This window comes from Nonomuraea sp. MG754425 (assembly GCF_021699195.1).
GTDB lineage: Bacteria > Actinomycetota > Actinomycetes > Streptosporangiales > Streptosporangiaceae > Nonomuraea.
In genome coordinates, this window is the sequence record NZ_SSXE01000070.1 from 1 (window position 1) to 15,792 (window position 15,792).

Consider the following 15,792-nt stretch of genomic DNA (forward strand, 5'->3'; position numbering starts at 1 on the left):
CCTCGTCGAGGCCGCGGCCGTAGGTGGCGTAGACCCAGGGGCTCTCGTACGTCTCGCCGGTGGCCAGGATGATCTCGCCGGGCAGCAGCAGTTCGCCGCCGCCGAGCATGGTGCGGCCGGTGGCGGTGCGTTCGGCGTAGTGACGGTGGTTGCCGCTGAAGCCGACGTGCAGCCCCCATGCCTCGCCGCGGCGGAAGCCGAGGTCGGCGGTGGCGGCGAACAGGACGGTGGCGGCGTCGGCGCCGGTGCGTCCGCGGCGGTTCTCGCGCAGGTGGGTGCCGACGGTGAGGGGGCGGCGTTGCGGGATGCGCTCCTTGGACCAGCGGCCGGCCTGGTCGAGCAGGTCGGCGGGGTCGCCGGGCACGGGCAGGACGAGGTGCAGCGCGTCGAGGGTGTAGGGCAGGTCGTGGCGGTTGCGCAGCTCCGCGCGGGCCCGCAGCAGCCCGGACGGCCCGAGTTCGACGGTGAGGCCGAGGTCGAGGCGGGTGTGCGGATCGGTGGCGGAGACCGCGAGCGCCTGGTCTCCGCCCTCGCCGGTCCGCTGGTCGCAGGTGACGCCGGTGAAGGCGGGCGACCAGTGCTCGCCCTGGTGGTGTCCGGACAGGCCGGGCAACCCCGCCCAGCCGGTACGCGACTCCGGCACGAGCGCCGTGCGGATCGGCCCCTCGACGGTCTGGTCGGCCCTGGGCCGCAGCTCGGCGGCCAGGTGCCCGAGGGCTTCTGCGTCGAGCGCGCCCAGGTCCGGGCCCCAGTGCAGGATCGCGGGAAGGGCGTCGGAGGGGCATTCGAGCAGGATGGACACGCCGGCGGCGCGGAAATGGTGCAGGTGCATGGTGTTTCTCGGCAGAGGCTTTCTCTTCGGGTGCTTTCGAGGGGGCGCTCAGCCCTTGAGGCCGCCGCTGAGCAGGTCGAGCCGCCAGAACCGCTGCAGGAACAGCAGCAGCGCGATGAGCGGGATCACCGACACGGCGGCGCCGACGACGGCCAGGCTGTAGAGCGCGGGCTCGGAGGAGCCCTTGGCCAGCAGCGTGTACAGGCCCACGGTGATGGGGAACTTCGACTCGTCCGACAGCATGATGTACGGCAGCAGGAAGTTGTTCCACGTGCCCACGAAGTGCAGCATGAAGATCGTCACCATGCCGGGGAGCATCATGGGCAGCCCGATGGAGCCGAAGATGCGGTACTCGCCGGCCCCGTCGATCCTGGCCGCCTCCAGCGTGGCGTCCGGCACGGAGGACAGCGCGTACACGCGGGCCAGGTAGATGCCGAACGGCGAGATGAGGGTGGGCAGCAGGACCGACCAGTAGCCGCCGACCAGGTTCGTCTCCGACATGATCAGGTACTGCGGGATCGCCAGCGTCATGCCGGGCACGAGCACGCCGGCGAGGATGGCGTAGAACAGCACGGTGCGCCCGCGGAAGTCGTACTTGGCCATGGCGTAGCCGGCGAGCGTCGAGATCAGGGTGGAGGCGGCGGAGCCGGCGACGGCGTACAGCGCGCTGTTGCCGGCCCACACCAGGAACCGGCCGTCGCCGAAGGCGAACAGGTCGCGCAGGTTGTCCAGCAGGCCGGTGCCGGGGGCGAAGGTGAAGGTGGAGAACAGCTCGGCGCTCGACTTGGTCGAGGCGACGATCACCCAGGCGACCGGCACGAGGCAGTAGAGCGCCCCGACGAGCAGGACGATCGTGGGCAGGATCTTGGTCCGCTGGTGCGGCAGGACATGATTTTTCATGACATACCGCCGAACGCGCGCTTCTGCGTGACCTTGAGCAGCACGACCGACACGATGAGGGTGCCCACGGCCAGGATGACCGAGGCCGCCGAGGCGAGCGGCAGGTCGTCGCGGATGAAGGCGTCGCGGTAGATGTGCATCAGCGGCACCCACGTCTGCGAGATCTCCGTGGTCATGGGCGCGAGCGTGGTCGGCTCGCCGTACACCTGGAGGGTGCCGATGAGCGCGAACAGGCCGGTGAGCACGAGCGCGGGGGCCACCAGCGGGATCTTCACGTGCCAGGCGATGCGCCACTCGGAGGCGCCGTCGATGCGGGCGGCGTCCGACAGCTCGGACGGGATGCCGCGCAGCGACGTGAAGATAATGATCATGTTGAAGCCGACGCCGCCCCACACCGCGACGTTGGCCAGCGCCGGGTAGATGCCGTCCCCGGTGAGGAAGGGGATCTCGCCGAGGCCCAGCTCGCGGGTGAGGTAGCTGAAGGGGCTGGTCGAAGGCAGGTACATGAAGCCCCACAGGAGCGAGGCCGTCACGCCGGGGATCGCGTACGGCAGGAAGATCGCCGTACGCGAGAAGCGGCGGCCCCGCGCGCCCGCGTAGTCGAGCAGCAGCGCGAACAGCAGCGCCAGACCGAGCGTCAGCGGCACGCCGATCAGCCCGTAGAGCGCGAGCCGGCCGAAGCCGGCCCAGAACTCGGGGTCGGTCAGCGTCCTGGCGTAGTTGTCGAGCCCGACGAAGACCTCCTGCCGGGTGCCGAAGATGCCGGCGCCGGTCAGCCGCAGGCCGCGGACGCTGAGGTAGACGGCGTACCCGATGGGCACCGCGAGGAAGGCCACGAACAGCACCACCGCGGGCGCCACGAACAGGTACGGCGCCCGCGAACCGCGGCGGGCGCCGATCGGCTCCGTCATGGGGCGGCGACCTTGAACCCCGTGGACGTCATGTCGTCCACGACGACCTGCTGCGTCTTCTGCAGCGCCTGGGTCAGCGGGGTCTTGTCGCGGACGGCGGCGGCCATCGCGTCCTGGAAGGCGCTCTGGGCGGTGCTGACGTTCGGGCCCCAGCTTATGTGCGGGATCGTGCGCTGCGCGGCCTTGGCGGCGACCTCCCAGTAGTCCTTCTGCCCGCCGGCCAGCTTGGGCGGCTCGCTGGCGGTGGTGGCCTGCTGGCCGGCCAGCGAGGCGGGGTACTCGCCGGCGGCGATCTGGAGCTCGTAGGCGGCCTTGTCGGTGTTCATCCATTTGGCGAAGGTGGCGGCGGCCTGCAGATGCTTGGAGTTCTTGGTGACGGCGATGGCGCTGCCGCCCTGGAAGGCCACCCGGTCGTCGCCCTCGGTCCACTGCGGCAGCGGCGCGATGGCCCAGTCGCCGGCCTGCTTCTCGGCGACGCCGTACAGCACGCCGGTGGCCCACAGGGCGCTCGGCCAGCTCAGGATGCGGCCCTTGTTGAGCTGGTTGTTCCATTCGGGGGTGAGCAGCGGCTGGACCTTGACGAGGTCCTTGTCGACGAGGCCCTGCCAGTAGGCGGCGACCTCGGTGGAGGCGGCGTCGGCGATGCCCACCGTCCAGGTCTGGTCCTGGACCTTCCACCAGGTGGCGCCGGCCTGCTGGGCCAGCCCGGCGAAGTTGCCGAACTCGGCGGGGGCGAACGTGGCCAGGTAGGTGTCAGGGTCCTTGGCGCGCACGGCGGCGGCCACCGTGGCGAAGTCCTGCCAGGTCTTCGGCACTTCGATCTTCAGCTCGTCGAAGCGCTTGCGGTTGTAGACCATGACCATCGGGCCGACGTCCTGCGGCACGCCGTACACGGCTCCGTCGAAGCTGGTCAGCGACCAGACCTCGGGGGTGAAGGCGTCCTTGACGTCGGCGGTGTGGGCCGAGATGTCGGCCAGCGCCCCGGCCACGATCATCGCGGGGATCGTCTGGTACTCCAGGCACGCCGCGTCGGGGGCGTTGCCCGCCCGGCCGGCCGTGACCAGCTTGGTCGCGGTGTCCGTGCCGCCGCCGGCGTCGGTGTGCCTGACCTGGATGTCCGGGTGGGCCTTGTTGAACGCCGCGACCTTCTCCTTCTGGCCCGCGCTCCAGCACCAGAAGTCCAGCGTGACCGGCCCGGTCTGCGCCGCCTGCGTCGCCGTGGTCCCGCCGCTCCCGCTCGTGCCGGACGAACAGGCGGCCAGGAGGACGGCCAGGCAGAGCGCCGCGGCCGATCCGGAGACCCCTCTGATACGCATCCGCGTCTCCTTTCACGCAAAGGCCCAGAGTTGGCTTTGCAGAGAAGCCAACCTAGAGAACAAGTGAGGTGCATGTCACTACTTGTGCATAAATGACGAGGGTGTTATGTGAGCCGCGTGTCACAGAGCCGTCATGTTAGCTTTGCTGCAAAACCAAGAGAGGGAGGCTGGCGCTGATGGTGGTGGGGCCCCGAAGATGGGGCGGCATGTGGGACGCCTTGCCCGACGCCGCACGCTCCATCGTCAAGGAGCTGATCATCCACGGCCCGCAGTCCAGGACCGCGCTGGCCAGGACGCTGCACCTGTCCACCGGCAGCCTGACCCGGCTGACCAAACCCCTCATCGACGCCGGTCTCCTCGTCGAGGGCGAGGTGGTGCACGACCCGGTCAACGGCCGCCCGACCCGGCCGCTGGACGTGGCCGCCGCCGAGCACCGGTTCCTGGGGCTCAAGCTGACCGGCGACCGCGTGCACGCCGTCGTCACCGACCTGCGGGCCGAGGTGATCGCCGCCCGCGACGAGCCGATCGCCGACCACAGCCCCGACGCCGTGTGCCGGCAGGCGCGCGGCCTGCTGGACGAGTTGACCGGCGGCCCCCCGGTCGCCGCCGGCGTCACGCTCGGCGGCAACAACCGCGCCTCGGCAGGAGTGGGCGGCGAGCCGCTGGTGGACGCCCCGTTCCTGGGCTGGGAGCAGGTGGAGCTGAAGCCGCTGATGGAGCGGGCGCTCGGCGTGCCGTGCGTGGTGCAGAACGACGTGGCCGCGCTGGCGCACCAGCACCACTGGTTCGGGCCCGGACGGGGGCTGCGCGACTTCGCGCTGGTCACGATCGGGGCGGGCATCGGGTACGCGCTCATCGTGCACGACCACCTGGTGACCGCGTCGGAGGCCGACCTGGGCATGTTCGCGCACCTGGTGCTGCACCCCGGCGGGCCGCTGTGCCCGGAGGGGCACCGCGGGTGCGCGGCGGCGTACCTGTCGAGCGGGTCGATCGCGGGCGCCGCCGGGCTGGCGTTGCGCCGGGAGGTCGGCTATGACGAGGTCATGCGGCTGGCCGCGGCCGGCGACAAGGTGTGCCGCACCCTGGTCCGCGAGGCCGCGCACGCCCTGGGCGAGCTCATCGCGCTGGTCGCGACGATCTCCATGGTCAAGACCGTGGTGCTGGCGGGCGAGGGCGTGGAGCTGGCCCGCATCGCCGCCGACGACCTCGGCCGGGCCCTGGCCGCCCGCCGTCGCGACCTGCCCGGCTCGGTGGACGTGGTGGTCGAGGCGGACGACTTCCGCGAGTGGGCCCGCGGCGGCGCCGTCGTCGCCATCCAGAGCTTCGTCACCGGCAGCGACTGAGCGGCGGCATGACGTTACCGTTGCCTGGCTCCGGGCAGCGAGCACCGCATGGGCCACCACGAACCTGCGCCGGGCCGGCACGCCCCCGCCGTGCTCGAAGACCCGCTGCTGAACAAGGACACCGCGTTCAGCGCGGCGGAACGGGCCAGCCTGGGACTGGACGGGCTGATCCCGCCGGTGGTCGAGAGCCTGGACGAGCAGGCCGCCCGCGCGTACATGCAGTACGGCCGCCAGCCGACCGACCTGGCCAGGAACATCTTCCTGTCGGAGCTCCAGGACCGCAACGAGGTGCTCTTCTACCGGCTGCTGGGCGACCACCTGCGCGAGATGCTCCCCGTCGTGTACGACCCCACGATCGCCCAGGTGATCGAGACCTACAGCCGCGAGTACCGCCGCCCCCGGGGCGTGTACCTGTCGATCGACGACCCCGGCGGCATCGAGCGGGCCCTGCGCAACTTCGGCCTGGGCGGCGACGAGGTGGACCTCATCGTGGCCTCCGACGCCGAGCAGATCCTCGGCATCGGCGACTGGGGGCTGGGCGGCGGGGCGGGCATCGCGGCCGGCAAGCTGACCGTCTACACGGCGGCGGCCGGGATCGACCCTGCCCGGGTCATCCCCGTGGCGCTGGACGTCGGCACCGACAACGAGGCGCTGCTCAACGACCCGTTCTACGTGGGCGAGCGGCACTCGCGGGTCCGCGGCGAGCGCTACGACGCCTTCATCGAGGCGTACGTCTCGACGGCCTCCCGCCTGTTCCCGCACGCGCTGCTGCACTGGGAGGACTTCGGCCCGTCGAACGCCCGCCGCATCCTGGAGCGCTACACCGGCCAGGTGCCCACGTTCAACGACGACATGCAGGGCACCGGCGCGATCGTGCTGGCGGCCGTGCTGGGCGCGATCCGCGTCACCGGCGAGCCGATGCGGGACCAGCGCGTCGTCGTGTTCGGCGCGGGCACGGCCGGGATCGGCGTGGCCGACCAGCTCAGGGACGCGATGCGGCGCGACGGCCGGACCGAGGAGGAGGCCACCCGCCGCGTCTGGGCGGTGGACCGGCCGGGCCTGCTGACCGAGGACGTCCGGGAGCTGCGCGACTTCCAGCGCCCCTACGCCCGCCCGGCCGCCGAGGTGGCCGGCTGGGCGCGGGACGAGCGCGGCGGCATCGGGCTGGCCGAGGTGGTCGCCCGCGTGCGGCCGACCGTCCTGCTGGGGGCCTCGACGGTGCGGGGGGCGTTCACGGAGGACATCGTGCGGTCGATGGGGGTGCGGCGGCCGATCGTCCTGCCCATCTCCAACCCGACCGACCGCATGGAGGCGCGGCCCGAAGACGTGCTGCGCTGGACCGGCGGCCGGGCCCTGGTCGCCACCGGCGTGCCGGTCGAGCCGGTCGCGCACGGCGGGGTGCGGCACGTGATCGGCCAGGCCAACAACGCGCTGCTGTATCCAGGGGTGGGCCTGGGCGTGGTCGTGTCGCGGGCGCGGCGGGTCAGCGACGGCATGCTGCGGGCCGCGGCCGAGGCGGTGGCGGGGCTGGTGGACGTCTCCGCGCCGGGAGCCGCGCTGCTGCCCCCGGTGGAGAACCTGCGCGTGGTGTCGGCCACCGTCGCCGTCGCGGTCGCCCGGCAGGCGGCCGAGGAGGGGCTGGCCGGGGTGCGGCTCGACGATCCGGTCCAGCGGGTGCAGGACGCGATGTGGCAGCCGCGCTACCGCCCCGCCCCGGACGGAACCCGCCCGCGACGCTGACGTTTGCCGATCTCCTGACGGGTAGGCCGATACCGGACCCGCGCTTTCCTCCCGGCCCTCGCGGGCGAGACGATCATGGTTGACGAGTTCGAACTGCGTTGTCCCATCACGGCCGACCTCGGCCGGATCAGAAGACTGGTACGCCTGCACGGCCGCCACAGCGGTCTCGCCGAGCGGCGGCTGGAGGACCTGGTCCTGGCCGTCAACGAGGCGGTCACCAACGTCCTCGACCACGGCGGCCAGGCCGGCACGGTCACCGCGCGCTCGGCGGACGGCCTCGTCGTGGTGGACGTCCTCGACGCCGGCGGGCGGCTGACCCGCGAGCACCTCGCGGCGGCCGACCTGGCCCGCGCCACCACCAGCGGCTACGGCCTCTGGGTGATCCAGTACCTGTGCGACGAGGTCGTCCTCGAACGGACCGGGCAGGGCTCGCTGCTGAGCCTGCGCGTACGCGCCCGCAGCCCGACGGCGGCCCGCCGCGAGCCCGGCGCGCCCCTGGAGCACGGGGGGCGGCCGAGGGAAGCGGCGGCCCGCTGACCCATCGCCCGCGCCGCCGCCGCGGGCTAGGTTCGAATCATGCCCACCACAGGAACAGGCCCCGGCCCCATCACCCCCGACGGTTCCCCGGTCGACTTCTACAGCCGGCTCAGCCCCGGCGGCGAGCCCGAACTCGTGGCCCAGGTGACCCCGCCCGGCGGCTCCGTGCTGGAACTCGGCGCGGGCGTCGGCCGGGTCACGCACCCGCTCGTCGAACTCGGTTTCGCGGTGGTCGCCGTGGACGAGTCACCCGAGATGATCGCCAGAGTGCGCGGCGCCCGCACGGTGCTGGCCCGCGTCCAGGACCTGCGGCTCGACGAGCGCTTCGACACCGTCATGCTGGCCTCCCAGCTCGTCAACACGACCGACGAGCGCTCCCGGCACGCGCTGCTGGCCGCCTGCGCGCGGCACGTCGATCGGCACGGGGCGGTGCTGATCCAGTGGATGCCCGCCGAGGCGCACGACCGCTGGCACGTGGGCATGGGGCGCACGGACGGCGACGTGTCGATCTCGATGGCGGCCGTCGAGGAGGTCTCGCCGGGCGTCTTCGACGCGACGATGCGCTACACGTACGGCGACGCCCAGGTGTGGACGCAGTCGTTCTCCTCCAAGCGGCTCACCGACGGCGACCTCGCCGCCGCCCTCGAGGCCGAGGGGCTGCGGCTGGACCGCTTCCTCACCGAGGACCGCACGTGGGTGGTGGCCGTCCCAGCGTGAACGGCCCGGCGTGAACGGCCCAGCGTGAACGGCCCGGCCGCCGCCTTTACGATGTAGATCCAATTCTTTCGGAAATACTGGAGAATACTGGGACTGCTGGTACAGTCGCGCCATGAGTGACCGGCTGGACGATCTCGAACGGCGGATCGACGAGCTGCGGGCCGGGGTGCGCAAGGCGATGCGCGTCCGGGACGGCGCCACCGCCCGCGTCCTGCGCGCCGAACTGCGCAGCGCCGAGCGCGCCTGGGACGCCCTGGTCAGCGGCCGGCCCCAGCGGGCCGAGGAGCAGCCGCGGCAGCCGAGGGCGGGCCTGGTCACCGTGCGCGAGCAGGTGCACCAGGGGCTGCGGCTGCTCGGGGCCGCGGCCCAGCCCCGGCTGATCGTGGCCGTCAGCGACGCGTTCTTCGGCGGCACGATCCGCAGCAGCCAGCTCACCAGCCTGCGCAGGGACGAGGAACGCTCGTTCCGGTCCTCGCCCTTCGGGCGCCCGTACTATCTGTGCGCCGCGCTCACCGACCGCCTGTCCCCCGCCCGCGGCCTGCTCACGCTCAGCGCCTGGCCGATGGAGCGGCGCATGGTCGGCCCGCTCAGCCCCCGCGTCGACTTCCTGACCTGCGCCCTCGCCGTCGCCGAGCACATGGCCGGGGAAACGGCCGGGCCGGACTCCGGCGACGAGCGGGCGCTGCGCTTACTGGTCAGGATGGCCAGGAACATCCCCGGCGCCACCGACGGCACGCTGGGCCCGCCGGACCCCGCCCGGGTGGCCGGGGCGGCCCGCGCCGAGCTGCGCGTGCACGCGGATCGCGACACGCGGGACCGCGCCGAGCTGGCAGAACGCGCCGGCGCGCAGCTCGGTGACACCGCGCGGCTGTTCGGCGCCGCTACGCTGAGCACGATCAAGAAGGAGAACGCGAAGTGAGCGGCTTGAAGCGCCAGGGCGACCACGGGCACCGGCTGGAGGCGCTGCGCGGCAGCACGCCGCAGCAGCCGCACGACGCCCGCGCCATCGCGGCCCTGGCCGCCAACCCCGGCTGCACCCGCCGGGCCCTGATGGACGGCGCGGGCATCGACAAGGACGCCGCCGCGCGGCACCTCGGGTTCGCCGCGCCCTTCGGGCAGTCGCCGTTCGCGATCACGCGCGGCAACACGTTCGAGGCGCTGGTCAAGGCCGACGGCTGCGCGGAGCTGCTGCGCATGCTGCGCGAACTGCTCGGGCTGCCCGTCGCCGAGGTGTCCTACCACGACGTGGAGAACGTCGGCGCCCACCTGCGCCACGCCCACACCCGGGCACTGATCGACCGGGCCGCGGGCGAGGGCCACGACTCCGGCACCCTGTACGACCACCCGCTGCTCAGCCTGGAGATCGCCGGCCACGTCGCGTACCTGGAGCCGGACGTCGTCGCCTTCCAGCTCGGCGGGCGCTTCCACATCGTGGAGATCAAGTCGTTCGCGGTGATCGACGGGCAGGCCGAACCCGCGGCCGTGGCCGCGGCGGCCCGGCAGGCGGCCGTGTACGTGCTGGCGCTGCGCCGCCTGCTGGAGGAGCTGGGCCACGACCCGCTGAAGGTCTCCCACGAGGTGGTCCTGGTCTGCCCGGAGAACTTCGCCAACCGGCCGGTCGCGACCCTGGTCGACGTCCGCAAGCAGCTCGCCGTGCTGCGCCGTCAGCTCACCCGGATGACCACCCTCGACCGGCTGCTCGACGGGCTGCCCGAGGAGGTCACCTTCGACCTGCGGCCCGGCGACGACGGCCGGCCCACCAGGCCGGTGGCCGAGCTGGCCGACGCGCTGCGCCGGACCACCGCCCGCTACGCGCCCGACTGCCTGTCCACGTGCGACCTGTGCTTCTTCTGCCGCGACGAGGCCCGCCAGGAGGGCGCCTCCGACCTGCTCGGCCGCCAGGTGCGCGACGAGCTGGGCGGGGTCGCCTCGGTGGGCGAGGCGCTGGGCCTGGCCGACGGGTCCCGCGACCCGGCCGAGGGGCAGGAGGAGATCGCCCGGCTGCTCCGCAACGCCGAACGCCTGCGCAGGGAGTGCCTGAATTGACCCCGGCGAGCGCACCGGCCCCGACGACCACCGCCCGCCCACCGCGGAGACGCCCGACATGAGACCGCCGACGCCGCGGAGACACCCGACATGAGCCTGCTGACCTCGCTCGCCCGGCTGCGCGCCCTCGACGAGGGCATCGCGCAGCCTGTCGCGACCGTCAGGCACTGCCACCTGTCCGCGCGTCCCATGGTGTTCATCCCGCTCAAGCTGTCGGGCGAGGCCGCCGCGCCCCTGGCCGCGATGCTCGGCTCCGACCGCGAGCGGCCCCGGCTGCTCGCGGTGACCCAGCCGCGCAACCGCGACCTGCGCTTCGCCTGGGCCGCCGAGGTGGCCGGGATGCTGCTGCCCTACATCGAGGGCTTCATGAACGACACCGAGACGGTGGAGCGCAGGAACACCGACCCGTACGAGCGGGCGATCGACGCGCCGCAGCTCATCGTCCCGAACCAGGCGGGGGTGGCCTTCAGCCGGCTGCTGGGCCGCTCCACCCGCTTCCGCAGCGCCGACGGGCCCTACCCGGTGCCCGAGGTGGTGCCGCTGCTCGGCAGGTGGCTGACCTACCTCGGGGAGCGGGCGGCCTACCCGGGCTCGTCGCTGATGCTGGCCGCCACCGAGGAGCTGGGCCGGCACTGGGCCAGCGGGCAGAGCTCGCTGGAGGACGCCAACCTGGCCGCGCTGCTCGGCTGGATCACCGACGGCCCGAGCGACGCGGCCGAGGACCCGCTGATCTGGCCGCCCGCGGGCCCGGCCACCGATCCGGGCTTCGACGCCGAGGTGCTCGCCCCGGCGATGGACAGCGAGTCGGCCGAGCGGGTCACCGAGGCGCTGCGCACCCAACTGGAGCCGACGTGGCGGCTGATGTGGCAGGCGATCGACCTGCTGGCCGCGCTGCCGGAGGGTACGAGCGTGGCGCAGCGCTGGGAGCAGGACCGCGGCTCGTTCAGCGCCATGGCGGTGCACATCGCGGAGGGAGCGCCGCCGCAGGCGCGGCGCGACGGCGCGGTGGGCGCCGCGGCGAAGCTGGCCCGGATGGAGCGTGCCCAGGCCGCCTACGACGTGCAGCGCGCCTACGACGACCCGCTGGTGATGGCCGAGTACCGGCTGACCGGCGAGGCGTTCGCGGGCGAGGTGGTCGAGACGGTGCCGGACAACACCGAGGGCGAGGGCCGCTCGCGCAAGCTCCGGCCGCTGGTGGTGATCAAGACCGACGATCCCGTGCTCCTGCCGCCGGGCGCCTCGCTCGGCACCCCGCAGCGCCGCGGCCAGGGCGCCGAGCTGGTCGAGGCCGGGCAGGGCCTGGCCACCCTCAAGATCACCAAGGGCATGGGGCGAGGGAAGACCGCGGCCCCCGGCGCGGTGCCGGAGGTCGGCGAGCGGGTCTGCTACACCTCGCTGACCGACGACTTCCAGGGCTCGCCCGCCCTGCCCGAGCCCGAGGCCACCCCCTGGACGCACGGCGGCCCGCCCCTGGAGTACGTGCCCGACGACGAGGACGCCCGAGAGGAATGGTCGTGACCGACGGCCCGGAGCAGACCATGAGGCCGGAGCAGGTCATCAGGAACGTTTTGGCCGACCTGCCCAGGCACCGCGGCGTGGTGGTCGACTCCCCGCCGGGGGCGGGCAAGTCCACGCTGGTGGTGCGCGCGGCGGCGCACATCGCGGCCACCGGCGAGCCGCTCATGATCGTGGCGCAGACCAACGAGCAGGTCGACGACCTGGTGACCCGGATCTGCGACAAGCACCCGCACCTGACGGTGGGCCGGCTGTCGGCCGGCGGGTACGTGCCGCCGCTGCGCATGCTGGAGCTGCCCGGCGTCCGGGTCGGCACCCGCATCCAGGACCTGGGCGACCCGGACATCGTCATCGCCACGGCCGACAAGTGGGCGTGGATCGGCGACCGGGTGTGGCCGTGGGCGATCGTGGACGAGGCGTACCAGATGCGCTCGGACAAGCTGCTGCGGATCGCGGGGCTGTTCGAGCGGGCGCTGTTCGTGGGGGATCCGGGGCAACTCGACCCGTTCTCGATCGTCGACGGCGACCGCTGGTCGGGCCTGTCGTGGGATCCGCTGCAGAGCGCGGTGTCGGTGCTGCTGCGGCACAATCCGGACCTGCCGGTGCACCGGCTGCCGGTCTCGTGGCGGCTGCCCGCCTCGGCGGCGCCGGTGGTGTCGCGGGCGTTCTACCCGTTCACCGGGTTCCGCTCGGGCACCGATCACGGCGATCGGTGGCTGGAGCTGTCCACCGGCGGCATGGGCACCGTGCACGATCGGGCGCTGGAGGAGGCGGCGAGGTCGGGGTGGGCGCTGCTGGAGCTGCCGAACCGGCACACCGTACGCACCGACGGCGAGGCCGTGGAGGCGGTGGCGCGGCTGGCCGGGCGGCTGCTGCAACGCGGCGCGGTGGCCGGCTCCGAGCAGGGCGAGCGGCCGGTCACGGCGGACCGGATCGCGGTCGGGGCCGCGCACCGGGACCAGGTGGCCGCCATCCGCGCGGCGGGGCTGCCGTCCGGGATCACCGTGGACACGGCCAACCGGCTGCAGGGCCGGGAGTACGACGTGACGATCGTGCTGCACCCGCTGTCGGGGCGCAGGGACGCCACGGCCTTCCACCTGGAGTCGGGACGGTTGTGCGTGCTGGCCTCGCGGCATCGGCACGCGTGCGTGGTGGTGGCCAGGGCGGGCATCGCGGAGCTGCTGGACGCGCATCCGTCGGCGGAGCCGGTGCAGCTCGGGGTGCCGGTGAAGTTCCCCGACGGCTGGGAGGCCAACCAGTCGGTGCTGGAGCACCTGGCCGGGCACCGCGTCTAGGAGCCGCACCGGGCCGGGCTCAGAGGCGGGCACCCAGATGCCGGGCTCAGAGGCGGCGCTCCCAGATGTCGACGGCCAGCACCTGGCGCATGCCCGCCGACTCGTAGAGCCCGAGCGCCGGGGTGGTGTTGTTGGAGTCCACGTGCAGGATCGTGCCCTTGCGCCCGCGCGCGGCGTCGGCGGCGAAGGCGTGCCGCAGCAGGAACCGGCCCAGCCCCCTGCCCCGGCAGGCCGGTAGCACAGCCAGCGTCGCCACATAGCCGCAGCCCTCGTCCGGCAGGAACTGGTCGCTGCCGATGACCAGCCCGGCGGGCCGCCCGTCCAGGTGGGCCAAGACGAGCTGGCTCCAGTCGGTCGCGCTCGACGCCTGCCTGCGCGCGTGCCACTGCTCGTAGCTCACCCGGACGAATCCGAAGTGCTCGGCGAACCCCTCCTGGTGCACGCGGTACGCCTCGCGCCGCACCTCCTCGCTCTCCCCCGTGCGCAGCGTGAGCCCCGGGAGCGGGGCGGGCGGCGGGACGGGCCCGTCGTGATCGACGCGCATGCGGTGGAAGCTGGTGGCCGGCGCGAAGCCCAGCTCCGCCGCCCGCGCCCGTTTGGCCGCGTCGGCGCGGTGGATGCCGAGGTGCAGGGTGACGGCGTCGTGGCCGCGTTCCCCGCCCAGTTCGGCGGCGCGGGCCAGCACGGCCGGCCAGAGCCGCTCGTCCAGCCCCGTCACGCCGGGCCGGACGATGACCTCCACCTCGACGAGGTCGCTGTCGCCGGTGCGGAAGGCCCAGGCCCAGCCGTCGAGCCGGCCTTCGGGAGCGCGGGCCAGCCAGCAGTCGGTGCCGAGGTCGAGGCCCGGCTCGGCCAGTTCGTCGGCGATGTCCTGGAGGGTGGAGTCGGGGCCGCCGATGACGGCCGTGTCGTAGGCCGCGACGAGTTCGTGGATGGCCGCGGCGTCGTCGGGGCGGGGCGGGCTGATGGTGTGCATGGGCAGATTGTCAGGGAACGCGCCCGCCGGTCGCCTCCCCTTTTCTCAGCCGGCGGTCGAGCTGACGGCCCTGTCCCCCGGTCCCGGGCCGGGCGCGGCGGTCCCGCGCAGCGGGATCTCCTTGACGAACGCGGCCACCACCGGCACGACGACCGCGAACGCCACAGCCCACCAGAACACCCCGGAGATCGAGATCGCCAGCGACTCCAGCAGCCCGGCGCGGGCCTGGGCGGGCAGCCGGGCGACGGCCGCGGGGTCCATCCGGGCGCCGTCGCCGGCCATGCCCGCCGCCGCCCGTTCGCCGAACCGGGCGCTCAGCTCGGCCAGCAGGTGGCTGTTGAAGACCGCGCCGAACAGGGAGACGCCGAACGAGCCGCCGATGGAGCGGAAGAACGTGCTGGCGCTGCTGGCGACGCCGAGGTCCTTCTGCTCGACGCTGTTCTGGGCGATGAGCATGGTGGTCTGCATGAGGAAGCCCATGCCGAGGCCGAGCACCGCGATGTAGAGGCCGGTCCGCCAGGCCGGCGTGGCGACGTCCATGGTGGACAGCAGCCACATGCCGGCCGTCATGCCGACGCCGCCGAGCACGGGGTAGATCTTGTACCTGCCGGTGACGGTGATGGCCCGGCCCACGAGGACGGACACGACCATGGCGGCGCCCATCATCGGCAGCATCAGCAGGCCCGAGCCGGTGGCCGTGACGCCCTGCACGGTCTGCTGGTAGAGCGGCAGGAAGTTGATCGCGCCGAACATGGCGAAGCCGAGCAGGAAGCCGATGACGGAGATGAGGGTGAAGTTGCGGTTGCGGAAGAGCTGCAGCGGCATGATCGGCTCGGCGGCCCGCCGCTCGACCAGGACGAACGCGGTGAGCGTGAGCAGGGCGAGCGCGGCCAGGCCGAGGATCGGCCAGGAGGCCCAGGCGTACTGGTTGCCGCCCCAGGTGGTGACGAGCACCAGCGCGGTGATGCCGATCGACAGCAGGATCGCGCCGGCCCAGTCGATGCGCACCTCGGTCCTGGCGACCGGGGGCAGGCGCAGGTTCATCACGATCAGCACGAGCGCGACCGCGCCGATCGGCAGGTTCACGTAGAAGGCCCAGCGCCAGTCGAGGTGGTCGGTGATGAAGCCGCCGGCCAGCGGCCCGGCGAGCAGCGCCAGGGACATCGCGCCGGCCATCAGGCCCTGGTACTGGCCGCGTTCGCGGGGCGGCACCAGATCGCCGATGATCGCCAGGACGTTCACGATCAGGCCGCCCGCGCCCAGGCCCTGCACGGCGCGGAAGGCGATGAGCTCGGCCATGCCGCGCTCGGCGCCGCCTAAGATCGCGGAGCCGGCCATGCCGCACAGCATGGAGCCGGCCATGAAGACGACGATGGAGACGATGAAGATGGTCTTGCGCCCGTACAGGTCCCCGATCTTGCCCCAGAGCGGGGTGGAGACGGTCGTGCCCAGGACGTAGGCCGTCACGACCCAGGACAGGTATGTCAGGCCACCGAGCTCCCCCACGATGCGGGGCATGGCCGTGCCCACGATCATGTTGTCCAGCATGGCCAGGATCATCGCGAGCATCAGGCCGGGAAGGACGACCATGACCTCGCGGCGCCGGCCAACGGCATCCGCCATCGTTTGACCCCCCTTGTCGATGGGGCTTACTTGCCGACCGG

At 73.1% G+C, this 15,792-nt stretch carries 14 protein-coding genes; 8 read left to right on the forward strand and 6 right to left on the reverse strand.

Annotation, left to right across the window (positions count from 1 at the left end):
* The 4 genes from FAF44_RS23920 to FAF44_RS23935 form a co-directional block, all read right to left on the reverse strand.
* Positions 1 to 832: glycoside hydrolase family 36 N-terminal domain-containing protein (locus FAF44_RS23920; RefSeq protein ID WP_272894935.1), on the reverse strand; the 832-nt coding region annotated here is incomplete at its 3' end.
* Positions 833 to 880: 48 nt separating this feature from the next.
* The gene (locus FAF44_RS23925; protein ID WP_237105473.1) at positions 881 to 1,732 is read right to left on the reverse strand and encodes a carbohydrate ABC transporter permease; all 852 of its coding nucleotides are present in this window, start codon (positions 1,730 to 1,732) and stop codon (positions 881 to 883) included.
* A complete protein-coding gene (locus FAF44_RS23930) occupies positions 1,729 to 2,643 on the reverse strand; it encodes a carbohydrate ABC transporter permease (protein ID WP_237105474.1) in 915 nt (304 codons plus the stop codon). The genes FAF44_RS23925 and FAF44_RS23930 overlap by 4 nt, the downstream gene beginning before the upstream one ends.
* On the reverse strand, positions 2,640 to 3,959 hold the full coding sequence (locus FAF44_RS23935) for a sugar ABC transporter substrate-binding protein (RefSeq protein ID WP_237105475.1): 1,320 nt from the start codon (positions 3,957 to 3,959) through the stop codon (positions 2,640 to 2,642). Before FAF44_RS23935 ends, FAF44_RS23930 begins: the two co-directional genes overlap by 4 nt.
* A 206-nt stretch (positions 3,960 to 4,165) precedes the next feature.
* On the opposite strand from FAF44_RS23935, the gene FAF44_RS23940 reads away from it, so the two are divergent.
* The 8 genes from FAF44_RS23940 to FAF44_RS23975 all read left to right on the forward strand — a co-directional run bounded on the left by FAF44_RS23940 (position 4,166) and on the right by FAF44_RS23975 (position 13,152).
* Positions 4,166 to 5,302 (forward strand): ROK family transcriptional regulator, encoded by a 1,137-nt coding sequence (locus tag FAF44_RS23940; protein ID WP_237105476.1) that lies wholly within the window; start codon positions 4,166 to 4,168, stop codon positions 5,300 to 5,302.
* 48 nt (positions 5,303 to 5,350) lie between these two features.
* The gene (locus tag FAF44_RS23945) at positions 5,351 to 7,042 is read left to right on the forward strand and encodes an NAD-dependent malic enzyme (RefSeq protein ID WP_237105477.1); all 1,692 of its coding nucleotides are present in this window, start codon (positions 5,351 to 5,353) and stop codon (positions 7,040 to 7,042) included.
* 75 nt (positions 7,043 to 7,117) lie between these two features.
* Positions 7,118 to 7,579 carry an ATP-binding protein gene (locus FAF44_RS23950; RefSeq protein WP_237105478.1) on the forward strand — a complete coding sequence of 154 codons (462 nt, stop codon included), beginning with the start codon at positions 7,118 to 7,120 and terminating at the stop codon, positions 7,577 to 7,579.
* Between the two features lie 39 nt (positions 7,580 to 7,618).
* Positions 7,619 to 8,296 (forward strand): bifunctional 2-polyprenyl-6-hydroxyphenol methylase/3-demethylubiquinol 3-O-methyltransferase UbiG, encoded by a 678-nt coding sequence (locus FAF44_RS23955; protein WP_237105479.1) that lies wholly within the window; start codon positions 7,619 to 7,621, stop codon positions 8,294 to 8,296.
* A 112-nt stretch (positions 8,297 to 8,408) separates the two neighbouring features.
* Positions 8,409 to 9,215 (forward strand): hypothetical protein, encoded by an 807-nt coding sequence (locus FAF44_RS23960; protein ID WP_237105480.1) that lies wholly within the window; start codon positions 8,409 to 8,411, stop codon positions 9,213 to 9,215.
* Positions 9,212 to 10,342 (forward strand): hypothetical protein, encoded by a 1,131-nt coding sequence (locus FAF44_RS23965; protein ID WP_237105481.1) that lies wholly within the window; start codon positions 9,212 to 9,214, stop codon positions 10,340 to 10,342. The genes FAF44_RS23960 and FAF44_RS23965 overlap by 4 nt, the downstream gene beginning before the upstream one ends.
* Before the next feature lie 90 nt (positions 10,343 to 10,432).
* Positions 10,433 to 11,860 carry a hypothetical protein gene (locus FAF44_RS23970; protein WP_237105482.1) on the forward strand — a complete coding sequence of 476 codons (1,428 nt, stop codon included), beginning with the start codon at positions 10,433 to 10,435 and terminating at the stop codon, positions 11,858 to 11,860.
* Positions 11,851 to 13,152: an AAA family ATPase gene (locus tag FAF44_RS23975; protein ID WP_237105483.1), complete on the forward strand. Its 1,302-nt coding sequence runs from the start codon at positions 11,851 to 11,853 to the stop codon at positions 13,150 to 13,152. Before FAF44_RS23970 ends, FAF44_RS23975 begins: the two co-directional genes overlap by 10 nt.
* A 46-nt stretch (positions 13,153 to 13,198) precedes the next feature.
* Here FAF44_RS23975 and FAF44_RS23980 read toward each other — a convergent pair whose 3' ends face one another.
* On the reverse strand, positions 13,199 to 14,128 hold the full coding sequence (locus FAF44_RS23980) for a GNAT family N-acetyltransferase (protein WP_237105484.1): 930 nt from the start codon (positions 14,126 to 14,128) through the stop codon (positions 13,199 to 13,201).
* Positions 14,129 to 14,173: 45 nt separating this feature from the next.
* Positions 14,174 to 15,751 carry an MDR family MFS transporter gene (locus FAF44_RS23985; protein ID WP_237105485.1) on the reverse strand — a complete coding sequence of 526 codons (1,578 nt, stop codon included), beginning with the start codon at positions 15,749 to 15,751 and terminating at the stop codon, positions 14,174 to 14,176.
* Between the last annotated feature and the right edge of the window lie 41 nt (positions 15,752 to 15,792).

Bases quoted from the DNA above. Each gene is read 5' to 3' on its own strand.
- FAF44_RS23925 (WP_237105473.1), bottom strand. From the start codon at position 1,732: ATGAAAAATCATGTCCTGCCGCACCAGCGGACCAAGATCCTGCCCACG.
- FAF44_RS23930 (WP_237105474.1), bottom strand. From the start codon at position 2,643: ATGACGGAGCCGATCGGCGCCCGCCGCGGTTCGCGGGCGCCGTACCTG.
- FAF44_RS23935 (WP_237105475.1), bottom strand. From the start codon at position 3,959: ATGCGTATCAGAGGGGTCTCCGGATCGGCCGCGGCGCTCTGCCTGGCC.
- FAF44_RS23940 (WP_237105476.1), top strand. From the start codon at position 4,166: ATGTGGGACGCCTTGCCCGACGCCGCACGCTCCATCGTCAAGGAGCTG.
- FAF44_RS23945 (WP_237105477.1), top strand. From the start codon at position 5,351: ATGGGCCACCACGAACCTGCGCCGGGCCGGCACGCCCCCGCCGTGCTC.
- FAF44_RS23950 (WP_237105478.1), top strand. From the start codon at position 7,118: ATGGTTGACGAGTTCGAACTGCGTTGTCCCATCACGGCCGACCTCGGC.
- FAF44_RS23955 (WP_237105479.1), top strand. From the start codon at position 7,619: ATGCCCACCACAGGAACAGGCCCCGGCCCCATCACCCCCGACGGTTCC.
- FAF44_RS23960 (WP_237105480.1), top strand. From the start codon at position 8,409: ATGAGTGACCGGCTGGACGATCTCGAACGGCGGATCGACGAGCTGCGG.
- FAF44_RS23970 (WP_237105482.1), top strand. From the start codon at position 10,433: ATGAGCCTGCTGACCTCGCTCGCCCGGCTGCGCGCCCTCGACGAGGGC.
- FAF44_RS23975 (WP_237105483.1), top strand. From the start codon at position 11,851: ATGGTCGTGACCGACGGCCCGGAGCAGACCATGAGGCCGGAGCAGGTC.
- FAF44_RS23980 (WP_237105484.1), bottom strand. From the start codon at position 14,128: ATGCACACCATCAGCCCGCCCCGCCCCGACGACGCCGCGGCCATCCAC.
- FAF44_RS23985 (WP_237105485.1), bottom strand. From the start codon at position 15,751: ATGGCGGATGCCGTTGGCCGGCGCCGCGAGGTCATGGTCGTCCTTCCC.